Source organism: Achromobacter aegrifaciens (assembly GCF_902859735.1).
GTDB lineage: Bacteria > Pseudomonadota > Gammaproteobacteria > Burkholderiales > Burkholderiaceae_B > Achromobacter > Achromobacter aegrifaciens.
Genome location: NZ_CADIJY010000006.1, coordinates 232,181 through 247,930, shown reverse-complemented (window position 1 = coordinate 247,930; position 15,750 = coordinate 232,181). Strand labels below are relative to the sequence as shown.

13 protein-coding genes are annotated in these 15,750 nt (G+C 66.3%); 10 read left to right on the top strand and 3 right to left on the bottom strand.

The window, feature by feature from the left end; all coding sequences use genetic code 11:
* Positions 1 to 3: 3 nt before the first annotated feature.
* Genes rbfA through typA form a run of 3 tightly spaced genes read left to right on the top strand, consistent with a single transcriptional unit; the run spans position 4 to position 3,015 of the window.
* Positions 4 to 405, top strand: a complete 402-nt coding sequence (gene rbfA, locus HV766_RS19675; RefSeq protein WP_006388333.1) for a 30S ribosome-binding factor RbfA — start codon at positions 4 to 6, stop codon at positions 403 to 405.
* Between the two features lie 37 nt (positions 406 to 442).
* Positions 443 to 1,195: a tRNA pseudouridine(55) synthase TruB gene (gene truB / locus HV766_RS19670; RefSeq protein WP_054450994.1), complete on the top strand. Its 753-nt coding sequence runs from the start codon at positions 443 to 445 to the stop codon at positions 1,193 to 1,195.
* Complete coding sequence (gene typA, locus HV766_RS19665; RefSeq protein WP_054450995.1) at positions 1,192 to 3,015, top strand: translational GTPase TypA; 1,824 nt, start codon at positions 1,192 to 1,194, stop codon at positions 3,013 to 3,015. Before truB ends, typA begins: the two co-directional genes overlap by 4 nt.
* Positions 3,016 to 3,093: 78 nt before the next feature.
* Here the strand turns inward: typA and cynR are convergent, their stop codons facing one another.
* Entirely contained in the window at positions 3,094 to 4,005 is a 912-nt protein-coding gene (gene cynR / locus HV766_RS19660) for a transcriptional regulator CynR (protein ID WP_054450996.1), read from the bottom strand.
* A gap of 153 nt (positions 4,006 to 4,158) precedes the next feature.
* On the opposite strand from cynR, the gene HV766_RS19655 reads away from it, so the two are divergent.
* From HV766_RS19655 to HV766_RS19640, 4 genes are all read left to right on the top strand, one after another.
* Positions 4,159 to 5,385 carry a muconate cycloisomerase family protein gene (locus tag HV766_RS19655; RefSeq protein ID WP_054450997.1) on the top strand — a complete coding sequence of 409 codons (1,227 nt, stop codon included), beginning with the start codon at positions 4,159 to 4,161 and terminating at the stop codon, positions 5,383 to 5,385.
* Between the two features lie 42 nt (positions 5,386 to 5,427).
* A complete protein-coding gene (locus tag HV766_RS19650; protein WP_175181712.1) occupies positions 5,428 to 6,342 on the top strand; it encodes a dioxygenase family protein in 915 nt (304 codons plus the stop codon).
* A 110-nt stretch (positions 6,343 to 6,452) separates the two neighbouring features.
* The gene (locus HV766_RS19645; protein ID WP_054450999.1) at positions 6,453 to 7,799 is read left to right on the top strand and encodes an MFS transporter; all 1,347 of its coding nucleotides are present in this window, start codon (positions 6,453 to 6,455) and stop codon (positions 7,797 to 7,799) included.
* A 22-nt stretch (positions 7,800 to 7,821) separates the two neighbouring features.
* Positions 7,822 to 8,610: a 1,6-dihydroxycyclohexa-2,4-diene-1-carboxylate dehydrogenase gene (locus tag HV766_RS19640; RefSeq protein WP_054451000.1), complete on the top strand. Its 789-nt coding sequence runs from the start codon at positions 7,822 to 7,824 to the stop codon at positions 8,608 to 8,610.
* A gap of 13 nt (positions 8,611 to 8,623) precedes the next feature.
* Here the strand turns inward: HV766_RS19640 and HV766_RS19635 are convergent, their stop codons facing one another.
* Positions 8,624 to 9,562, bottom strand: coding sequence for a LysR family transcriptional regulator (locus HV766_RS19635; RefSeq protein WP_054451001.1), 939 nt, complete (start codon positions 9,560 to 9,562; stop codon positions 8,624 to 8,626).
* A 129-nt stretch (positions 9,563 to 9,691) separates the two neighbouring features.
* Between HV766_RS19635 and HV766_RS19630 the strand changes: the two genes are divergently transcribed.
* Together HV766_RS19630 and HV766_RS19625 are read left to right on the top strand one after the other, a co-directional pair.
* Entirely contained in the window at positions 9,692 to 10,675 is a 984-nt protein-coding gene (locus HV766_RS19630; protein ID WP_082400683.1) for a Bug family tripartite tricarboxylate transporter substrate binding protein, read from the top strand.
* A 43-nt stretch (positions 10,676 to 10,718) separates the two neighbouring features.
* On the top strand, positions 10,719 to 12,143 hold the full coding sequence (locus HV766_RS19625) for a M20 family metallopeptidase (protein WP_054451003.1): 1,425 nt from the start codon (positions 10,719 to 10,721) through the stop codon (positions 12,141 to 12,143).
* A gap of 88 nt (positions 12,144 to 12,231) precedes the next feature.
* On the opposite strand, the gene HV766_RS19620 is transcribed toward HV766_RS19625, so the two are convergent.
* Complete coding sequence (locus tag HV766_RS19620; protein WP_444978601.1) at positions 12,232 to 12,924, bottom strand: LOG family protein; 693 nt, start codon at positions 12,922 to 12,924, stop codon at positions 12,232 to 12,234.
* On the opposite strand from HV766_RS19620, the gene polA reads away from it, so the two are divergent.
* The gene (gene polA, locus HV766_RS19615; protein WP_175181711.1) at positions 12,923 to 15,640 is read left to right on the top strand and encodes a DNA polymerase I; all 2,718 of its coding nucleotides are present in this window, start codon (positions 12,923 to 12,925) and stop codon (positions 15,638 to 15,640) included. The two genes, HV766_RS19620 and polA, sit on opposite strands and share 2 nt — an antisense overlap.
* Positions 15,641 to 15,750 lie beyond the last annotated feature (110 nt).

Sequence of the window (15,750 nt, the reverse complement as noted above, 5' to 3'; positions counted from 1 at the left end):
CTAATGAGCCGTCACAAGTCCAAAGCCATCCCCGGCCGCAATCTGCGGCTGGCCGACCAGATCCAGAAGGATCTGGCCGGGATCATCCAGCGCGAGATCGACACGACCCGCGCTGGACTGATCACGCTCTCTGGTGTGGAATTGTCGACCGACTACGCGCATGCCAAGGTGTATTTCACGGTTCTGGGCGCCGAGCCCGAAGCCGCGACCGCCTTGCTGAACGAGAAAGCCGGTTGGCTGCATTCCCAGCTGTACAAGCTGCTGCACATACATACTGTCCCCACTTTGCGCTTCTTCCACGACGAGCAGATCGCCCGTGGCATCGAAATGTCGATCCTCATCGACCGCGCAAACCGGCCCGGCCCGCATTCGGGCGTGCCCGACGAACCTGAAGACCAGTCCTGATCGGGCTGTCGTCACTGCTTTAAACCGGATTCCGACGATGGCTAAACGACGCGGGCTTACGCTCGACGGTGTGCTGTTGCTCGACAAACCCGTGGGTTTGTCGAGCAACCACGCCCTGCAACGCGCCAAACGCGCCATGGACGCGGCAAAAGCCGGCCACACTGGCACGCTGGATCCCTTCGCCACCGGTCTGCTGGTGTGCTGCATGGGACGCGCAACCAAGATTTCCGGCGCGATGCTCAACGCCGACAAGGCATATCGCGCTACGCTGCAATTTGGCTCCGAAACCGACTCCGGCGACCTGACCGGTAATGTCGTGTCCACCGCCGAGCCGGGCTTTACCGTTGATGAGCAGGCGCTGCGCGACGCGCTGTCACGTTTCTCGGGCACGATCGAGCAGATTCCGCCCATGTATTCGGCGCTCAAGCGCGACGGCAAGCCCTTGTACGAGTACGCGCGCGCCGGCATCGAGCTGGAACGGCCGCCGCGCCAGATCACGATTTACCGCATCGAACTGCTGTCCCTGAACGGAACCGAGGCAGAGATCGATGTGGCATGCAGTAAAGGCACATACATCCGGACGCTGGCCCAGGACATCGGGCGCGTGCTGGGCTGTTACGCCCACCTGACGGCGCTGCGGCGCACGCACGTCGGGCCGTTTTCCCTGGAACGCGCCGTTGCGCTGGATGCCTTGCAGGCCATGCCAGACCCCAAGCAGGCATTGCTTGCATTGAACGAATTGCCGGAGGGCTTGCTGCCCTCCACCCTGACCTTAAAGGACTCGCTATGACTCGCGCCTTGCGCAACGTCGCCATCATCGCCCACGTGGACCACGGTAAAACCACCCTGGTCGACCAGCTGCTGCGCCAATCCGGCACCTTCCGCGAAAACCAGGCGCTGACCGAACGGGTCATGGACTCGAACGACCTGGAAAAAGAACGCGGCATTACGATTCTGGCCAAGAACTGTGCCGTCGAATACGAAGGCACGCACATCAACATCATCGACACCCCGGGACACGCGGACTTCGGCGGCGAAGTCGAGCGCGTGCTGTCCATGGTCGACGGCGTGCTGCTGCTGGTGGATGCGGTTGAAGGCCCCATGCCCCAGACCATCTTCGTGACCCGCAAGGCGCTGGCCCTGGGCCTGAAGCCCATCGTCGTGGTCAACAAGGTCGACCGTCCGGGCGCCCGCACCGATTTCGTCATCAACGCCACCTTCGACCTGTTCGACAAGCTGGGCGCCACCGACGAGCAGCTGGACTTCCCGGTGATCTACGCCTCGGGCCTGTCGGGCTACGCCGGCCTGAATCCTGAAGTGCGCGAAGGCAACATGCGCCCGCTGTTCGAAGCCATCCTCGAACACGTGCCGCAGCGCGACGACGATCCCAATGGTCCGCTGCAGATGCAGATCATCTCGCTGGACTACAACAGCTACGTCGGCAAGATCGGCGTGGGCCGCATCAACCGCGGCCGCATGCGTCCCGGCATGGAAGTGGCTTACAAGTTCGGTCCTGAAGGCCAGGGCGGCCGCGGCCGCATCAACCAGGTGCTGAAGTTCCACGGCCTGGAGCGCATCGTCGTGGACGAAGCCGAAGCCGGCGACATCGTGCTGATCAACGGCATCGAAGAGCTGGGCATCGGCTGCACGGTGACCGACACCGCCAATCAGGACGTGTTCCCGATGCTGCGCATCGACGAGCCCACCCTGACCATGAACTTCATGGTGAACACCTCGCCCTTGGCCGGCCGCGAAGGCAAGTTCGTGACCAGCCGCCAGCTGCGCGACCGCCTGGACCGCGAACTGAAGTCGAACGTGGCGCTGCGCGTGCGCGACACGGGCGACGACACGGTGTTCGAGGTGTCGGGCCGCGGTGAACTGCACCTGACCATTCTGCTGGAAACGATGCGCCGCGAAGGCTACGAGCTGGCCGTGTCGCGTCCGCGCGTGGTGTTCAAGGATATCGACGGTGTGAAGTGCGAGCCGTTCGAATCGCTGACCGTCGACGTCGAAGACGCCCACCAGGGCGGCGTGATGGAAGAGCTGGGCCGCCGCAAGGGCGACCTGCAGGACATGCAGCCGGACGGCCGCGGCCGTACCCGCCTGGAATACCTGATCCCGGCTCGCGGCCTGATCGGTTTCCAGAACGAGTTCCTGACGCTGACGCGCGGCACCGGCCTGATGAGCCACATCTTCCACGAATACGCGCCCATCAAGGAAGGCTCGATCGGCGAGCGCCGCAATGGCGTGCTGATCAGCCAGGATCACGGCGACGCCGTGGCCTACGCCCTGTGGAAGCTGCAGGATCGCGGCCGCATGTTCGTGAGCCCGGGCGATGCGCTGTACGAAGGCATGATCATCGGCATCCACAGCCGCGACAACGACCTGGTCGTGAACCCCATCAAGGGCAAGCAGCTGACCAACGTGCGCGCCTCGGGCACCGACGAAGCCGTGCGCCTGGTTCCGCCCATCCAGATGTCGCTGGAATACGCCGTGGAATTCATCGACGACGACGAACTCGTGGAAATCACGCCCAAGTCGATCCGTCTGCGCAAGCGCTTCCTGCTGGAAAACGAGCGCAAGCGCGCCGCGCGCGAATCCGCCGTCTGATGACACGGCGCGCAGCTTGGCTGCGCTGCTACAAAGAAACGCAGCCTTCGGGCTGCGTTTTTTTTGGGGGCCGCAGTGTCAGGGGCGATTCGCGCTTGCCGCGCCAGGCAGGCGCTGCACCGCGTCCAGCAGCCGGGCGGCGAACTCCTGGGCGGCGCGGCTGCGCGAGGCTTCCTTGCGCCACAGGATGGCCGCGCGGCGGATGGTGGTGGGGTCGGTCAGCGCGATGCTCTTCAACCCCGATCCGGCCGCGCCTGCCGCATGCTCGGCGGCGATGGTCGCCAGTTCGCCCTGCCGGCACAGGTGGATCAAGGCGTCCACCGACTCCATTTCGACCCGCACGTCGGGCGTCAGCCCTGCCTGGGCGCAGGCCGCGTCTATCATGCGGCGCGTGGCGAAACTGCGCGGCAGCAGCGCCAGCGGCACACCCGCGAGATCGCGCATGCGCAGGCTGCGCCGCGAGGCCAGCGGGTGGTTTTTGCCAACCACGACCTGCAGGCGTTCGTCGAACAGGGGTTGCGCCTCGATTTCTTCCCGCAGCGCCGGATGGAATGAAATGCCCAGGTCCAGCTGGCCGCTGACCAGCAGGTCTTCAATGGGGCCAGCCCGCAGATCGCGCACCTGGATCTGGACCTTGGGAAAGGCCAGGCTGAACCCGGCCACCGCGTCCGGCACGAAATGGGTCAGGAAGGTGGGGATGACGCCTATGGTCAGGGACCCCGCCTGCAGGCCGGCCAGATCCGCCAGGGCCATCTTGCCGGCTTCGATTTCCTGTAGCGCCCGGCTGGCGTGGTCGCGCAGCACCCGGCCCGCCTGCGACAGGCGCAGCCCCCGGCCGATGCGGTCGAACAAGGGCATGCCCAGCTCTTCTTCCAGCTGGCGCAGGCCATGCGACAGGGTGGATTGGGTGACGTGCAGGGCGTCGGCCGAGCGGGTCAGGTGCTCGGTGTCGGCGACGCTGAGAAAGTAGCGCAGCTGGCGCAATTCCATCGAGGGGCTCCTGGCGCTATGCCGGTCTGGGCGGTCGATGATTGTAAGTGTATCGTTCGACCATATCGAATGATAAATGCAATATAAATCATTGGATGCAAAACCGGCCGAGCCCTAATCTTGCCGCATCACTCACGCAGGGCTTCAGGCTTTATGACATCCGTTTCGACCCCGGCTCCGATCACGGCAGACGATGCCACCTGGCGCATCGAGCGCATCCACGCAAGAATCGTCGACATCCCGACGATCCGGCCGCACAAGTTTTCGTTCGGCGCCATCAACCGGCAAAGCCCGGTGATCGTGCAGCTCTGGCTAGCCAACGGCGCCTGCGGTTTTGGCGAAGCGGCCACGATAGGCGGCCCGTCGTGGAACGAGGAATCGCCGGAAACCATCCTGCATGCGATCCAGAACTACCTGGCTCCCGCCGTGGCCGGCGCGGATGCGCGCAGATTCGCCGAACACCTCAACCGCTTCGATGCGGTCTGCAAGGGCAATACCTTCGCCAAGAGCGCGGTCGAGATGGCGCTGCTGGACGCCGTGGCGCGCAGCCTGGGCGTGCCGGCCTGGCAATTGCTGGGCGGCAAGCGCATCGAACGCCTGCCGCTGGCCTGGACGCTGGCCAGCGGCGATTCGCAACGCGATCTGGAGGAGGCCGAGCAGATGATGCAGGCGCGCCGCCATCGCCTCTTCAAGCTCAAGATCGGCGCGCGCAGTCCGGCGGACGATGTGGCGCACGTGACGCGCATTGCGCGCGGCCTGGACGGCCGCGCCGACATGACGGTGGACGTCAACCAGGCCTGGGACGGCAACACCGCCCGCCGCTATCTGCCGCAACTGGTGGAGGCCGGCGTGACCCTGATCGAACAGCCCGTGGCGAAGTGGGACGTGCAGGCGCTGCGCGAAGCGACGCAGTCGCTGGGTTCGGCCGCGCTGATCATGGCGGATGAAACCGTGTGCTCCGCGCAGGACGCCTACATGCTGGCCGCGCAGCGCGCCTGCCATGTGTTTTCCCTGAAGGTTGCCAAGCACGGCGGGCTGCTGCGCACGCGCGAGGTCGCGGCCGTGGCGCAAGCGGCCGGCATCGGCTGGTACGGCGGCACCATGCTGGAAACCTCGCTGGGAAGCGCGGCGTCGGCGCACGTGTTCGCCACGCTGTCCGACCAGCACCACGGTTGCGAACTGTTCGGCCCGCAATTGCTGGTCGACGACATCGTCGAGCAGCCGATGACCGTGCGCGACTTCGAACTCCACCTTCCCGACGGCCCCGGCTTTGGCGTCGTCGTCGACGAAAAACGGCTGGAACGTTTTGACCGCGCAAGGGCGGGCCTGACGCCCGCCACGGTCGACTTCGGCCGCCGCGGCGAGGCCGCTGCGACCTGACCCATCACTTTCCCGATCATTCCAAAAAGCAGGAGACGCATCATGGCTGAATATACCCAGCAACAACTACTGGATCTGGTCAACAGCTCCCAGGTCAATCCGGGCAACGACCGCGTGCGGCAGATCACGCAGCGCATCGTGTCGGACCTGTTCCGCGCGATCGACGATCTCGACATCAAGCCCGATGAATTCTGGGCGGGCGTGGACTGGCTTGCGCGCCTGGGCGGCAGCGGCCAACTGGGGTTGATCACGGCAGGCCTGGGCTTTGACCGCCTGATCGACATCCGCGAGGAAGAGGCCGACGAGGCCGCCGGCCGCGCCGCCGGCACGCCGCGCGCGATCGAGGGACCGCTCTACATCGCGGGCGCGCCCTTGTCCGACGGCGAAGCCCGCCTGGACGAGGATCCCGCAGCCGGCACGGTGCTGGTGATGGAAGGGCAGGTGCGTGACGTGGACGGCAATCCCGTCGCCGGCGCACTGGTGGACGTGTGGCACGCCAACGAGCTGGGGCGTTATTCGCACTTCGATCCCGACCAGGCGGACTACCACCTGCGCCGCAAGATCAAGACCGACGCGCAAGGCCGCTACCGCTTTCGCAGCTTCATCCCGCCGGGCTACGCGATTCCGCCGAACAGCCCCACGTCCGAACTGTTCGGGGCGCTGGGCCGCCATGGCAACCGGCCGGCCCACATCCACTTCCTGGTGGCGGCCGACGGGCAGCGCACCTTGACCACGCAGGTCAACATCCCGGGCGACACCTTCCTGGACGATGACTTCGCCTTTGCCACGCGCGAAGGCCTGGTGGTCGAACTGCAGCCCAATACGCCGGCCGCTGGCTATGAGAGCCTGGGCGTGAACGCGCCGTTCACGCGCGTCTGTTTCGACTTTGTGCTGCAGCCGGCGCTGGACGCCGACGAGGCCCGTCCGCAAGCCCGCATGGACCGCGCCACCGCCTGACCGATGCCCGGGCGGCGCCCGCAAGCGGCGCCGCCATTTTTTCCCCCAAATCACCTAGAACAACCCGCAGGCGCGAGGCCGGGTTCGGCCGCGCCATGGAGACAACCATCATGACCGCGACTTCCAGCTGGTCGATTCCGACGCTGATCGACCAGGAACGACTGGGCGCCTTTCAATGGCGCGTGTTGATCCTGTGCTTTCTGATCGCGCTGTTCGACGGCTTCGACACACAGGCGATCGCCTTCACCGGGCCGGCGATCCTGGCCGCGTTCGATCTGAAGGCGGGCGCGCTGGCGCCCATCCTGACCGCTGGCATCGTCGGCATGACGGTGGGCGCCATGACCCTGGGCCTGATCGGCGACCGCATCGGCCGCCGTCCGGCCATCATGCTGGGCCTGGCCCTGTTCGGCCTGTCCACGCTCGCCACGGCCTGGGCCACCGACACCACCCATATCCTGGTGCTGCGCTTCATCGCCGGCCTGGGCATGGGCGGCTGCACGCCGGTGCTGCTGGCGCTGGCCGCCGAGTACGGTCCGGCCCGTTTGCGCGGCGCCATCATGACCGGCGTGCTGCTGGGCCTGCCGGCCGGCGCCATGCTGGGCGGCCTGTTGGCCGCCCGCATGCTGCCCGTCATCGGCTGGGAAGGCATCTTCATCGTGGGCGGCCTGGCGCCGCTGGTCCTGCTTGCCGTCGCCTTTCTGATGCTGCCCGAGTCGCTGTACTTCAAGGCCACGCGCCGCGATCCGGAAAGCCAGCGCTACATCGCGCGCGTCTTGTCGGCCATCTCGCGCCGCAAGCTGGACGCCGACACGCAGTTCACCGTGCCGGAGGAATCCGTCGCGCGCGCCGGCGTCGGCGCCTTGTTCTCGGATGGCCACGGCGCCAAGACCGTGGCGATCTGGGCGGTGTACCTGCTGAACTGGGTGGCGTGGTTCATGCTGCTGTCGTGGCTGCCCACGGTGCTGAAGGCCGCGGGCCTGCCCGCCGAGCAGGCGCCCATGGGCACGGTCATCGTCAACGCCGTCTTCATCATCTGCGCGATTCCGCTGTCCTTCGTGCTGCCGCGCGTCAACACGAGGAGGCTGCTTGGCGGCATGTTCGCGCTGGGCATCGTGGTGGCCGTCGGCCTGAGCCAGGCTGGCGACAACTGGACGCTGGTCTTCATCCTGGTCGGCGCGGCCGGCTTCGGCATCGGTGGTCAGCAGATTGCACTGAACTACCTGGTCGTGGGCGCTTACCCCACCGCCTTGCGCGCCACCGCCACCGGCTGGGCTATCGGCATGGGCCGCGCGGGCGCGATCGCGGGTTCGGCCATCGGCGGCAGCTTCCTGGCCTGGGGCGGACCGTCGGGATTTTTCATCGCGTTGGCGATACCCCTGGCGGTCGCGGCCCTGGCGGTGCTGAGCCTCAAGCTCAAGCACGCGCGGCCGGACGGCGCGCTTTCGGCGGCCCATTGATATAGCAAAGGACGATACAAGCATGAGCACACATCTACGCTTCGAGGGCCTGGTGGCCCTGGTCACCGGCGCCGCCCAGGGCGTAGGCCGGGCAACGGCCCGGCGCCTGGCGGCTGAAGGCGCGCACGTGGTCGTGGTGGACCGGGCGGAGGAGCAGGGCGCCGCCGTGGCCGAGGAGATCCGCGCCGCGGGCGGACGCGCGAGCTTCGCACAGGCCGATCTGGAAACCCATGAGGGCGCGCAGTCCATGGTGCGCGCCGCGTTGGAGATCAACGGCCGCATCGACGTGTCGGTGCATAACGTGGGCGGTACGATCTGGACCCGGCCGTTCTGGGAATACACGCCGGAGCAGATGCAGCGCGAGGTCAACCGTTCGTTGTGGCCCACGCTGTGGTCCTGCCGTGAAGTCATACCGGTGATGCGGGCGCAGGGCGCGGGCGCCATCGTCAACGTGGGTTCCAACGCCACGCGCGGCATCTACCGGGTGCCGTATTCGGCCTCCAAGGGCGGCGTGCACGCCGCCACCGTCTGCATGGCGCTGGAGCTGGCGAAGTCGGGCGTGCGTGTCAATTGCGTGTCGCCGGGCGCGCTGGACAACGGCGTGCGCGCGATTCCGCGCAATCACGAGACGCCATCCGCGCAGGAAGCCGCCTGGGTCAGCGAGATGTATGCCTCCTGCCTGCGCGACACGCCGCAGGACCGCCTGGGCCAGGCCGAGGAAGTCGCCGCGGCGATCTGCTTCATGGCGGCGCCCGAGGCGTCCTACATCACCGGGCAGATCATGTATGTGGCGGGCGGCGACATAGGCTGAAGACCGGGCTGGCTCAGCTGGCCTTGCGCCCGGCCGCCAGCCAGTCCAGGAAGTCGCGGCCCGGTCCCTGGTCGCGCACGATCGCGCCGATGGGCTGGAATGAACCAGGCGATTCGATGCGCACGCGCTGGAAATGTCCGTGCTGCATGTACCAGTTGCCCAGGGTCTGCGGCACCATGGCCAAGGCCTTCTGCGCCTGCATGACGGCGATGAGCAGCGGCATGGGCGGGGCGGCGCTGCTCAGCCGGCACAGCCGCGGCACCACGCCGGCGCGTTCGAAGAAGGCCTTGAAGACCGCATGGATGGCCAATTCCGGGCGAGGTTCTATCCATAGTTGGGATGCCACCTGCGCCAGCGTGGGGGCGTCGTCCGGATCCAGCAGCGGGTGGCCGGCAGCAGCCACGATCACGGCCGCGTCTTCCTGCAGCGGCACGAATTCCAGGCCGGCGGGCACGGCTTCCGGACGCCGGCACAGCAACATGTCCAGGCTGCCGCTGGCGGCTTGCGGCAGTAGTTGCTCGCGGCTGCCTTCCACCACCTCTACTTGCAGTCCGGGCCGCGCGTTCATGTAGGCGGGCAGGCGCTCGGCCAGCAGGCCGCCCGTGGCTGCCGGGATGGCGCCCAGGCGCAGATTGCCCGTGGCGCCCTGGCGCAGGGCCGCCACCGAATCGGTGGAAGCGCGCAGCGTCGTCAGCATGCTGCGGGCGCACTCCGCCATGAGCTGGCCGCTGCGCGTGGTGCGCATGCCGCGGGCATGGCGCTCGAACAGTTGCACGCCCAGCAGATCTTCGATGTCGGCCAGCGCATGGGTGGCCGCGGGTTGGCTCAGGCCGATATGGCTGGCCGCCTGCTGAATGCTGCCGAGGTCGGCGATGCTGGCTAGCAATTGCAGGTGGCGCAGGCGGCCTTTGGCGAGCAGGCGGGACAGCAGGGTGGCGGGAGCGACGTCCATGGCGCAGGGCGGAAAGCTATTCAAAATACGAATATATCAACGCATTAATGTATTTGAAATAAGGATATGCCCTGGACACAATGCAGCGATCCCTTACATCGCTTCCCGTTCCCCAGGAGTGGCTGGTCCATGAAGTCCCGTCTGCTGCACGCGCTGGTTTGCGCCGTAACTTTCAGTGTTTCGTCCCTGGCCGCCGCCCAGGATGCCTATCCCTCCCAGCCCTTGCGGCTGATCGTGCCGTTCGCGCCCGGCGGGTCCACGGACGCGCTGGCCCGCGCGGTGGCCGAGGGCCTGCGCAAGGAACTGGGCCAGAGCGTGGTGGTGGAGAACCGTGCCGGCGCGGGCGGCCTGCTCGGCACCGAGGCGGTGGCCCGGGCCGAACCTGACGGCTACACGCTGGGCATGGCCACGGTCAGCACCATGGCCGTCAATCCGCTGCTGTACGGCACCAAGCGGGTCAACCCCGAAACGCAGCTCAAACCAGTGGCCTCGGTGGCGACGGTGCCGGTCGTGTGGATGGTGAATCCGGCGTTTCCGGCGCAGGATTTTGCGCAGTTCCTGGCTGAGCTGCGGGCTCATCCGGGCAAGTATTCCTATGGTTCGCCCGGAGTCGGTTCGCTTGGCCACCTGAATCTGGCGGCGATGAATGCCGATCTGAAGGTCGATGTGCTGCACGTGCCGTACCGCGGCATGGGGCCGGCGCTGACCGCCGCGGTGGGCGGCGAGGTGCAGGTGCAGCAGGACCAGTACGCGTCCGCGCAATCGCTGGTCAAGGCCGGCAAGCTGCGCGCCATCGCCGTGTCGGCGCCCGCCCGGATGCCTGACATGCCGGACCTGCCGACCATGACGGAACTGGGTTATCCGCAGTTGAACGCGCTGGGCCAGACCTGGTTCGGCCTGGTCGTGCCCGCCGGTACGCCCGATGCCGTGGTGCAGCGCCTGAATCAGGCCGCAGTGCGTGCGCTGGCCGAGCCCGGGTTGGTGCAGCGCCTGGCGGGCATGGGCGCGCAGCCCGACGCCGGCACGCCGCAGGCCTTTGCCGAGCGCATCGCGCAGACGCTGGCCGCCAACCGCAAAATCATTGAAACTGCCGGCATCAAGCTCGACGAGTGACCTGACCGGTTTTTTCCCCGCCATTACAGCCACAGGAGAAACAATGGGTGCCATCGATAAACTTGCGCCGTTCATCGACGCGCGCAGCGAGCGCTACGCGGAACTGAGCGACCGCATCTGGAGCCTGGCCGAACTGCGCTACGACGAACACAAGTCCGCCGAGCTGCACATCGCGATGCTGGAAGTAGCGGGTTTCCGCGTCACGCGCGACGCCGCCGGCATTCCCACCGCCTTCGTGGCCGAGGCCGGCAACGGCGGCCCGGTGATCGGCATCCTGGGCGAGTACGACGCGCTGTCGGGCCTGAGCCAGGAGAGCGGCGCCTACGCCTGCCAGCCTTCGCCGGAAACGCCGAACGGCAACGGCCACGGCTGCGGCCATCATCTGCTGGGCACGGCCGCGCATTTTGCGGCGGTGGCGGTGAAGGAATTCCTGGAGGCCAACGGCCTGCCCGGTACCATCCGCTTCTACGGCTGTCCGGCCGAAGAGGGCGGTTCGGGCAAGACCTTCATGGCGCGCGCGGGCCTGTTCGACGACGTGGATGCGGCGCTGACCTGGCATCCCGCATCGCACACCGGGATCTTCCACCAGTCCTCGCTTGCCAACATCCAGGCCTATTTCCGTTTTCGCGGCGTTGCCGCGCACGCGGCCAATTCGCCGCACCTGGGCCGCAGCGCGCTGGACGCGGTCGAGCTGATGAACGTGGGCGTGAACTACCTGCGCGAGCACATGGTGCCGGATGCGCGCGTGCATTACGCCGTGACCAACAGCGGCGGCATTTCACCGAACGTGGTGCAGGCCCGCGCCGAAGTGTTGTACCTGGTGCGCGCACCCATCAATTCGCAGGCGTCTGAGCTGTACGAGCGCGTGCAGAACGTGGCGCGTGGCGCGGCGCTGATGACGGGTTGCGAACTGGAAATCGTGTTCGACAAAGCCTGCTCGAACTACATTCCCAACGGCGTGTTGAACCAGATCATGTACGCCAACATGCTGGCCTTGCAGGGGCCCGATTACACCGCGGGCGAGCAGCAGGCCGCTCGCCGCATGTGGGATGCGATCTCTACGGACGACATCGACAACGCCGGCAAGAACCTGGGCGCGGTGCTGCGCAATCCCACGCCGCTGTTTGCCGGCGTGGCGCCCTACGAGCCCGGCAAGGCTGAGATCACCTACGGTTCCACCGACGTGGGCGACGTGAGCTGGGTCGCGCCCACTGCGCAATGCTGGGGCGCTTGCTACGCCTACGGCACGCCGTTCCATTCCTGGCAGATGGTGGCGCAGGGCAAGATGTCCATGGCGCACAAGGGCATGGTGCACGCGGCCAAGATCATCGCGGCGACCGCCGCCGATCTGTACACGCAGCCCGAGGCGCTGGCGCGCGCCAAGGAGGAACTGATGGAGACGCGCCGCGGGCAACCTTACGTCTGCCCGATTCCGCCGGACGTGCTGCCCTCGTTCATGCGCAAATAACAGGGAAAGGGCCCCCACGCTGCGCACGCTTCGCGCGCTTGCTGCCCCTCCGAGGGGGCGGCAAGCGGGCCTTGAGCTACATGCGATTTCAGGCCGGCAGGGACGGCGCGTATTGCGCGTCCGAATTGACCTTGGCGTGGAATTCCACCACCTTGCGCACCACCTTGACGGGATCGTCTTCGATGATGAAGAGATCCAGGTCATGCGCGCCTATCATGCCATTGGCCAGCACCTGGCCGCCCAGCCATTCGACCAGTCCGGACCAGTACTCGCTGCCCACCAGCACGATGGGAGCGGGCGGGACCTTGCCCGTCTGGATGAGCGTCAGCGCTTCGAAGAGTTCATCCAGGGTGCCGAAACCGCCAGGCATCGCCACATAGGCGAAGCTGTGCATGAAGAAGGTTGCCTTGCGCGAGAAAAAATACTCGAATGACAGGCTGATGGTTTGGTATTCGTTGTTGTGCGCTTCGTGGGGCAGGCTGATGTTCAGACCGATGCTGGTGCCGCCTGCTTCGAACGCGCCCTTGTTGGCTGCCTCCATGATGCCGGGACCGCCGCCGGCGATCACCGCGAAACCCGCATCCGCCAGGGCGGCGGAAATTGCGACGGTGGTTTCATAGTGGGGGGAATTACGGCTGACTCGCGCACTGCCGAAGACGCTGACAGCAGGCCCGATGTTCGCGAGCTTGTCTGCCGCCGTCCGTATCTCTGACATAATCAGCGGAATTTGTTTGTTGGCGGGTGTTTCCGCAGCTATTGCCATATCTGCCTTTGTAACCATGAAAAAAACCTTATTACTGGTCGACGGTTCAAGTTACTTGTACCGCGCTTTCCACGCTATGCCTGATTTGCGCAACGCGCAAGGCGAACCCACGGGGGCGCTCTACGGCGTGGTGAATATGCTGCGCAAACTTGTCTCTGATCATAAGGCAGAGTATGCCGCATGTATTTTCGATGCCCGCGGCAAGACCTTCCGTGACGATATCTATCCGGAATACAAGTCGCATCGCCCGCCCATGCCGGAAGACCTGGCCGCGCAGATCGAGCCCATCCACCGCGCCGTGCGCGCGCTGGGCTGGCCGGTGCTGGCCATCGAGGGCGTCGAGGCCGACGATGTGATCGGCACCCTGGCCAAGCGCGCCGCCGAGCATGACGTGCACACCATCGTGTCCACCGGCGACAAGGATCTGGCGCAGTTGGTCAACAGCCACGTCACCCTGGTCAACACCATGACGGGCGAAGTGCTGGACGAGGCTGGCGTGGTCAACAAGTTCGGCGTGCCGCCCGACCGCATCGTGGATTACCTGATGCTGGTGGGTGACGCCGTGGACAACGTCCCCGGCGTCACCAAGGTGGGCCCGAAGACGGCGGTCAAATGGCTTACGGAATTCGGCTCGATAGACAAGCTGATTGAAGGCGCGGAAGGCGTCAAGGGCGTGGCGGGCAGCAACCTGCGCGAGGCCATTCCCAACTTCCCGCTGACGCGCCAATTGCTCACCGTGAAGTACGACTGCGACCTGGCCGGCCACGTGGACAACGTGGATGACCTGACGCCGCGTCCGCGCGACGATGCGACGCTGACCGAACTCTATGAACGCTATGGTTTCCGCACCTGGCTGCGCGACCTGACCGGCGACGCCGAACGCGTGCCCGCGGGCGACGCCCGCGTTGCGCACGAGGCGCCCGCCGCGCCCGTGGAGCTGGATTATCAGATCATTTCCGATTGGGCCGCGTTCGACGCCTGGATGGAAAAGCTGAAGGACGCGCCCCTGGTCGCGGTGGACACCGAGACCACCTCGCTGGACGAAATGCAGGCCAGGATGGTGGGCATGTCGCTGGCGGTGGCGCCGGGCGTGGCGTGCTACATCCCGGTCGCGCATCGCGGTCCGGACAATGCGCCGCAGCTGCCCAAGGCCGAGGTGCTGGCGCGCCTGAAGCCCTGGCTGGAAGACGCGTCCCGCGCCAAGCTGCTGCACCACGCCAAGTACGACGCGCACGTGTTCGCCAACGAAGGCATCAAGCTGGCCGGCATCGCCGAAGACACGATGCTGCAGGCCTATGTGCTGGAATCGCACCGCGGCGTGGGCCTGAACGACCTGGCCCAGCGCTATCTGGGCCGCAGCGGCGTGTCCTACGAGGACCTCTGCGGCAAGGGCGCCAAGCAGATCGGCTTTGACGAAGTGGCGGTGGACAAGGCGGGCCATTACGCGGCCGAAGACTCGGACTTCACCTTGCAGCTGCACCAGGTGCTGCGCCCCATGGTGACGGCCGATGCGGGACTGAACCGTATCTACCTGCTGGAAATGCAGGTGTCCTCGGTGCTGACCACGGTCGAGCGCAACGGCGTCAAGGTAGACGCCGCGGAGCTTGGCCGCCAGAGCCACAAGCTGGGCCAGGAGATGCTGCAGCTGGAACAGAAGGCCTATGAACTGGCCGGCCAGCCCTTCAACCTGAATTCCCCCAAGCAGCTGGGCGAGATCCTGTTCGGCCGTATGCAGCTGCCGGTGGTGCGCAAGACCGCCAGCGGCGCGCCGTCCACCGACGAAGAGGTGCTGAGCAAGCTGGCCCAGGACTATCCGCTGCCGCAGGTGCTGCTGGAGTACCGCGGCCTGTCCAAGCTGAAGTCCACCTATACGGACAAGCTGCCGCGCATGATCAACCCGGATACCGGGCGGGTGCACACGCATTATTCGCAGGCCGCGGTGATCACCGGCCGCCTGGCTTCGTCCGATCCCAATCTGCAGAACATCCCCGTGCGCACCGAGGCCGGCCGGCGCGTGCGCGAGGCGTTCATCGCCGAGCAGGGCATGCTGCTGTCGGCGGACTATTCCCAGATCGAGCTGCGCATCATGGCGCACGTGTCGGACGACGCCAACCTGCAGCGCGCCTTCGCAGCGGGCGAGGACATCCACCGCGCCACCGCTTCGGAAGTGTTCGGCGTGTCGCTGGCCGACGTCTCCACCGACCAGCGCCGCGCCGCCAAGGCCATCAACTTCGGCCTGATCTACGGCATGGGGGTGTTCGGCCTGGCGTCCAACCTGGGTATCACGCGCGATGCCGCGCAGGCCTACATCGACCGCTATTTCGCCCGCTATCCCGGCGTGGCCATGTACATGGACGATACCCGCCGCCGCGCGCGCGAGCAGGGCTACGTGGAAACCGTCTTCGGACGCCGCCTGCAGCTGCCGGAAATCCGCGGCGCCTCGGGTCCGCGCCGCCAGGCGGCCGAACGCGCGGCCATCAACGCGCCCATGCAGGGCACGGCGGCCGACCTGATCAAGATGGCCATGGTGGCGGTGCAGGACTGGCTGGAAGCCGAAAAGCTGCAGACGCGCATGATCATGCAGGTGCACGACGAACTGGTGCTGGAAGCGCCCGACGCCGAGCTGGAACTGGTCAAGGAAGCGCTGCCGCGCCTCATGTGCAACGTGGCGGAACTGCGCGTGCCGCTGGTGGCGGAAGTCGGCATGGGCAAGAACTGGGAGCAGGCCCACTAGAGCCGGAAGCACCCAGTCCCAGGACACATGGGCCGCCTGCGGGCGGCCCATTTCCGTTTTTGGTATTGAAACAATATAATGTTTCGCTTCCCTCCGCCTTAAAGCGTCCC

Excerpts from the sequence above, each read along its gene's own strand:
- rbfA (WP_006388333.1), top strand. The coding sequence starts at position 4 with ATGAGCCGTCACAAGTCCAAAGCCATCCCCGGCCGCAATCTGCGGCTG.
- truB (WP_054450994.1), top strand. The coding sequence starts at position 443 with ATGGCTAAACGACGCGGGCTTACGCTCGACGGTGTGCTGTTGCTCGAC.
- typA (WP_054450995.1), top strand. The coding sequence starts at position 1,192 with ATGACTCGCGCCTTGCGCAACGTCGCCATCATCGCCCACGTGGACCAC.
- cynR (WP_054450996.1), bottom strand. The coding sequence starts at position 4,005 with ATGGAATTGCGCCAGCTGCGCTACTTTCTCAGCGTCGCCGACACCGAG.
- HV766_RS19655 (WP_054450997.1), top strand. The coding sequence starts at position 4,159 with ATGACATCCGTTTCGACCCCGGCTCCGATCACGGCAGACGATGCCACC.
- HV766_RS19650 (WP_175181712.1), top strand. The coding sequence starts at position 5,428 with ATGGCTGAATATACCCAGCAACAACTACTGGATCTGGTCAACAGCTCC.
- HV766_RS19645 (WP_054450999.1), top strand. The coding sequence starts at position 6,453 with ATGACCGCGACTTCCAGCTGGTCGATTCCGACGCTGATCGACCAGGAA.
- HV766_RS19640 (WP_054451000.1), top strand. The coding sequence starts at position 7,822 with ATGAGCACACATCTACGCTTCGAGGGCCTGGTGGCCCTGGTCACCGGC.
- HV766_RS19635 (WP_054451001.1), bottom strand. The coding sequence starts at position 9,562 with ATGGACGTCGCTCCCGCCACCCTGCTGTCCCGCCTGCTCGCCAAAGGC.
- HV766_RS19630 (WP_082400683.1), top strand. The coding sequence starts at position 9,692 with ATGAAGTCCCGTCTGCTGCACGCGCTGGTTTGCGCCGTAACTTTCAGT.
- HV766_RS19625 (WP_054451003.1), top strand. The coding sequence starts at position 10,719 with ATGGGTGCCATCGATAAACTTGCGCCGTTCATCGACGCGCGCAGCGAG.
- polA (WP_175181711.1), top strand. The coding sequence starts at position 12,923 with ATGAAAAAAACCTTATTACTGGTCGACGGTTCAAGTTACTTGTACCGC.
- HV766_RS19620 (WP_444978601.1), bottom strand. The coding sequence starts at position 12,924 with ATGGTTACAAAGGCAGATATGGCAATAGCTGCGGAAACACCCGCCAAC.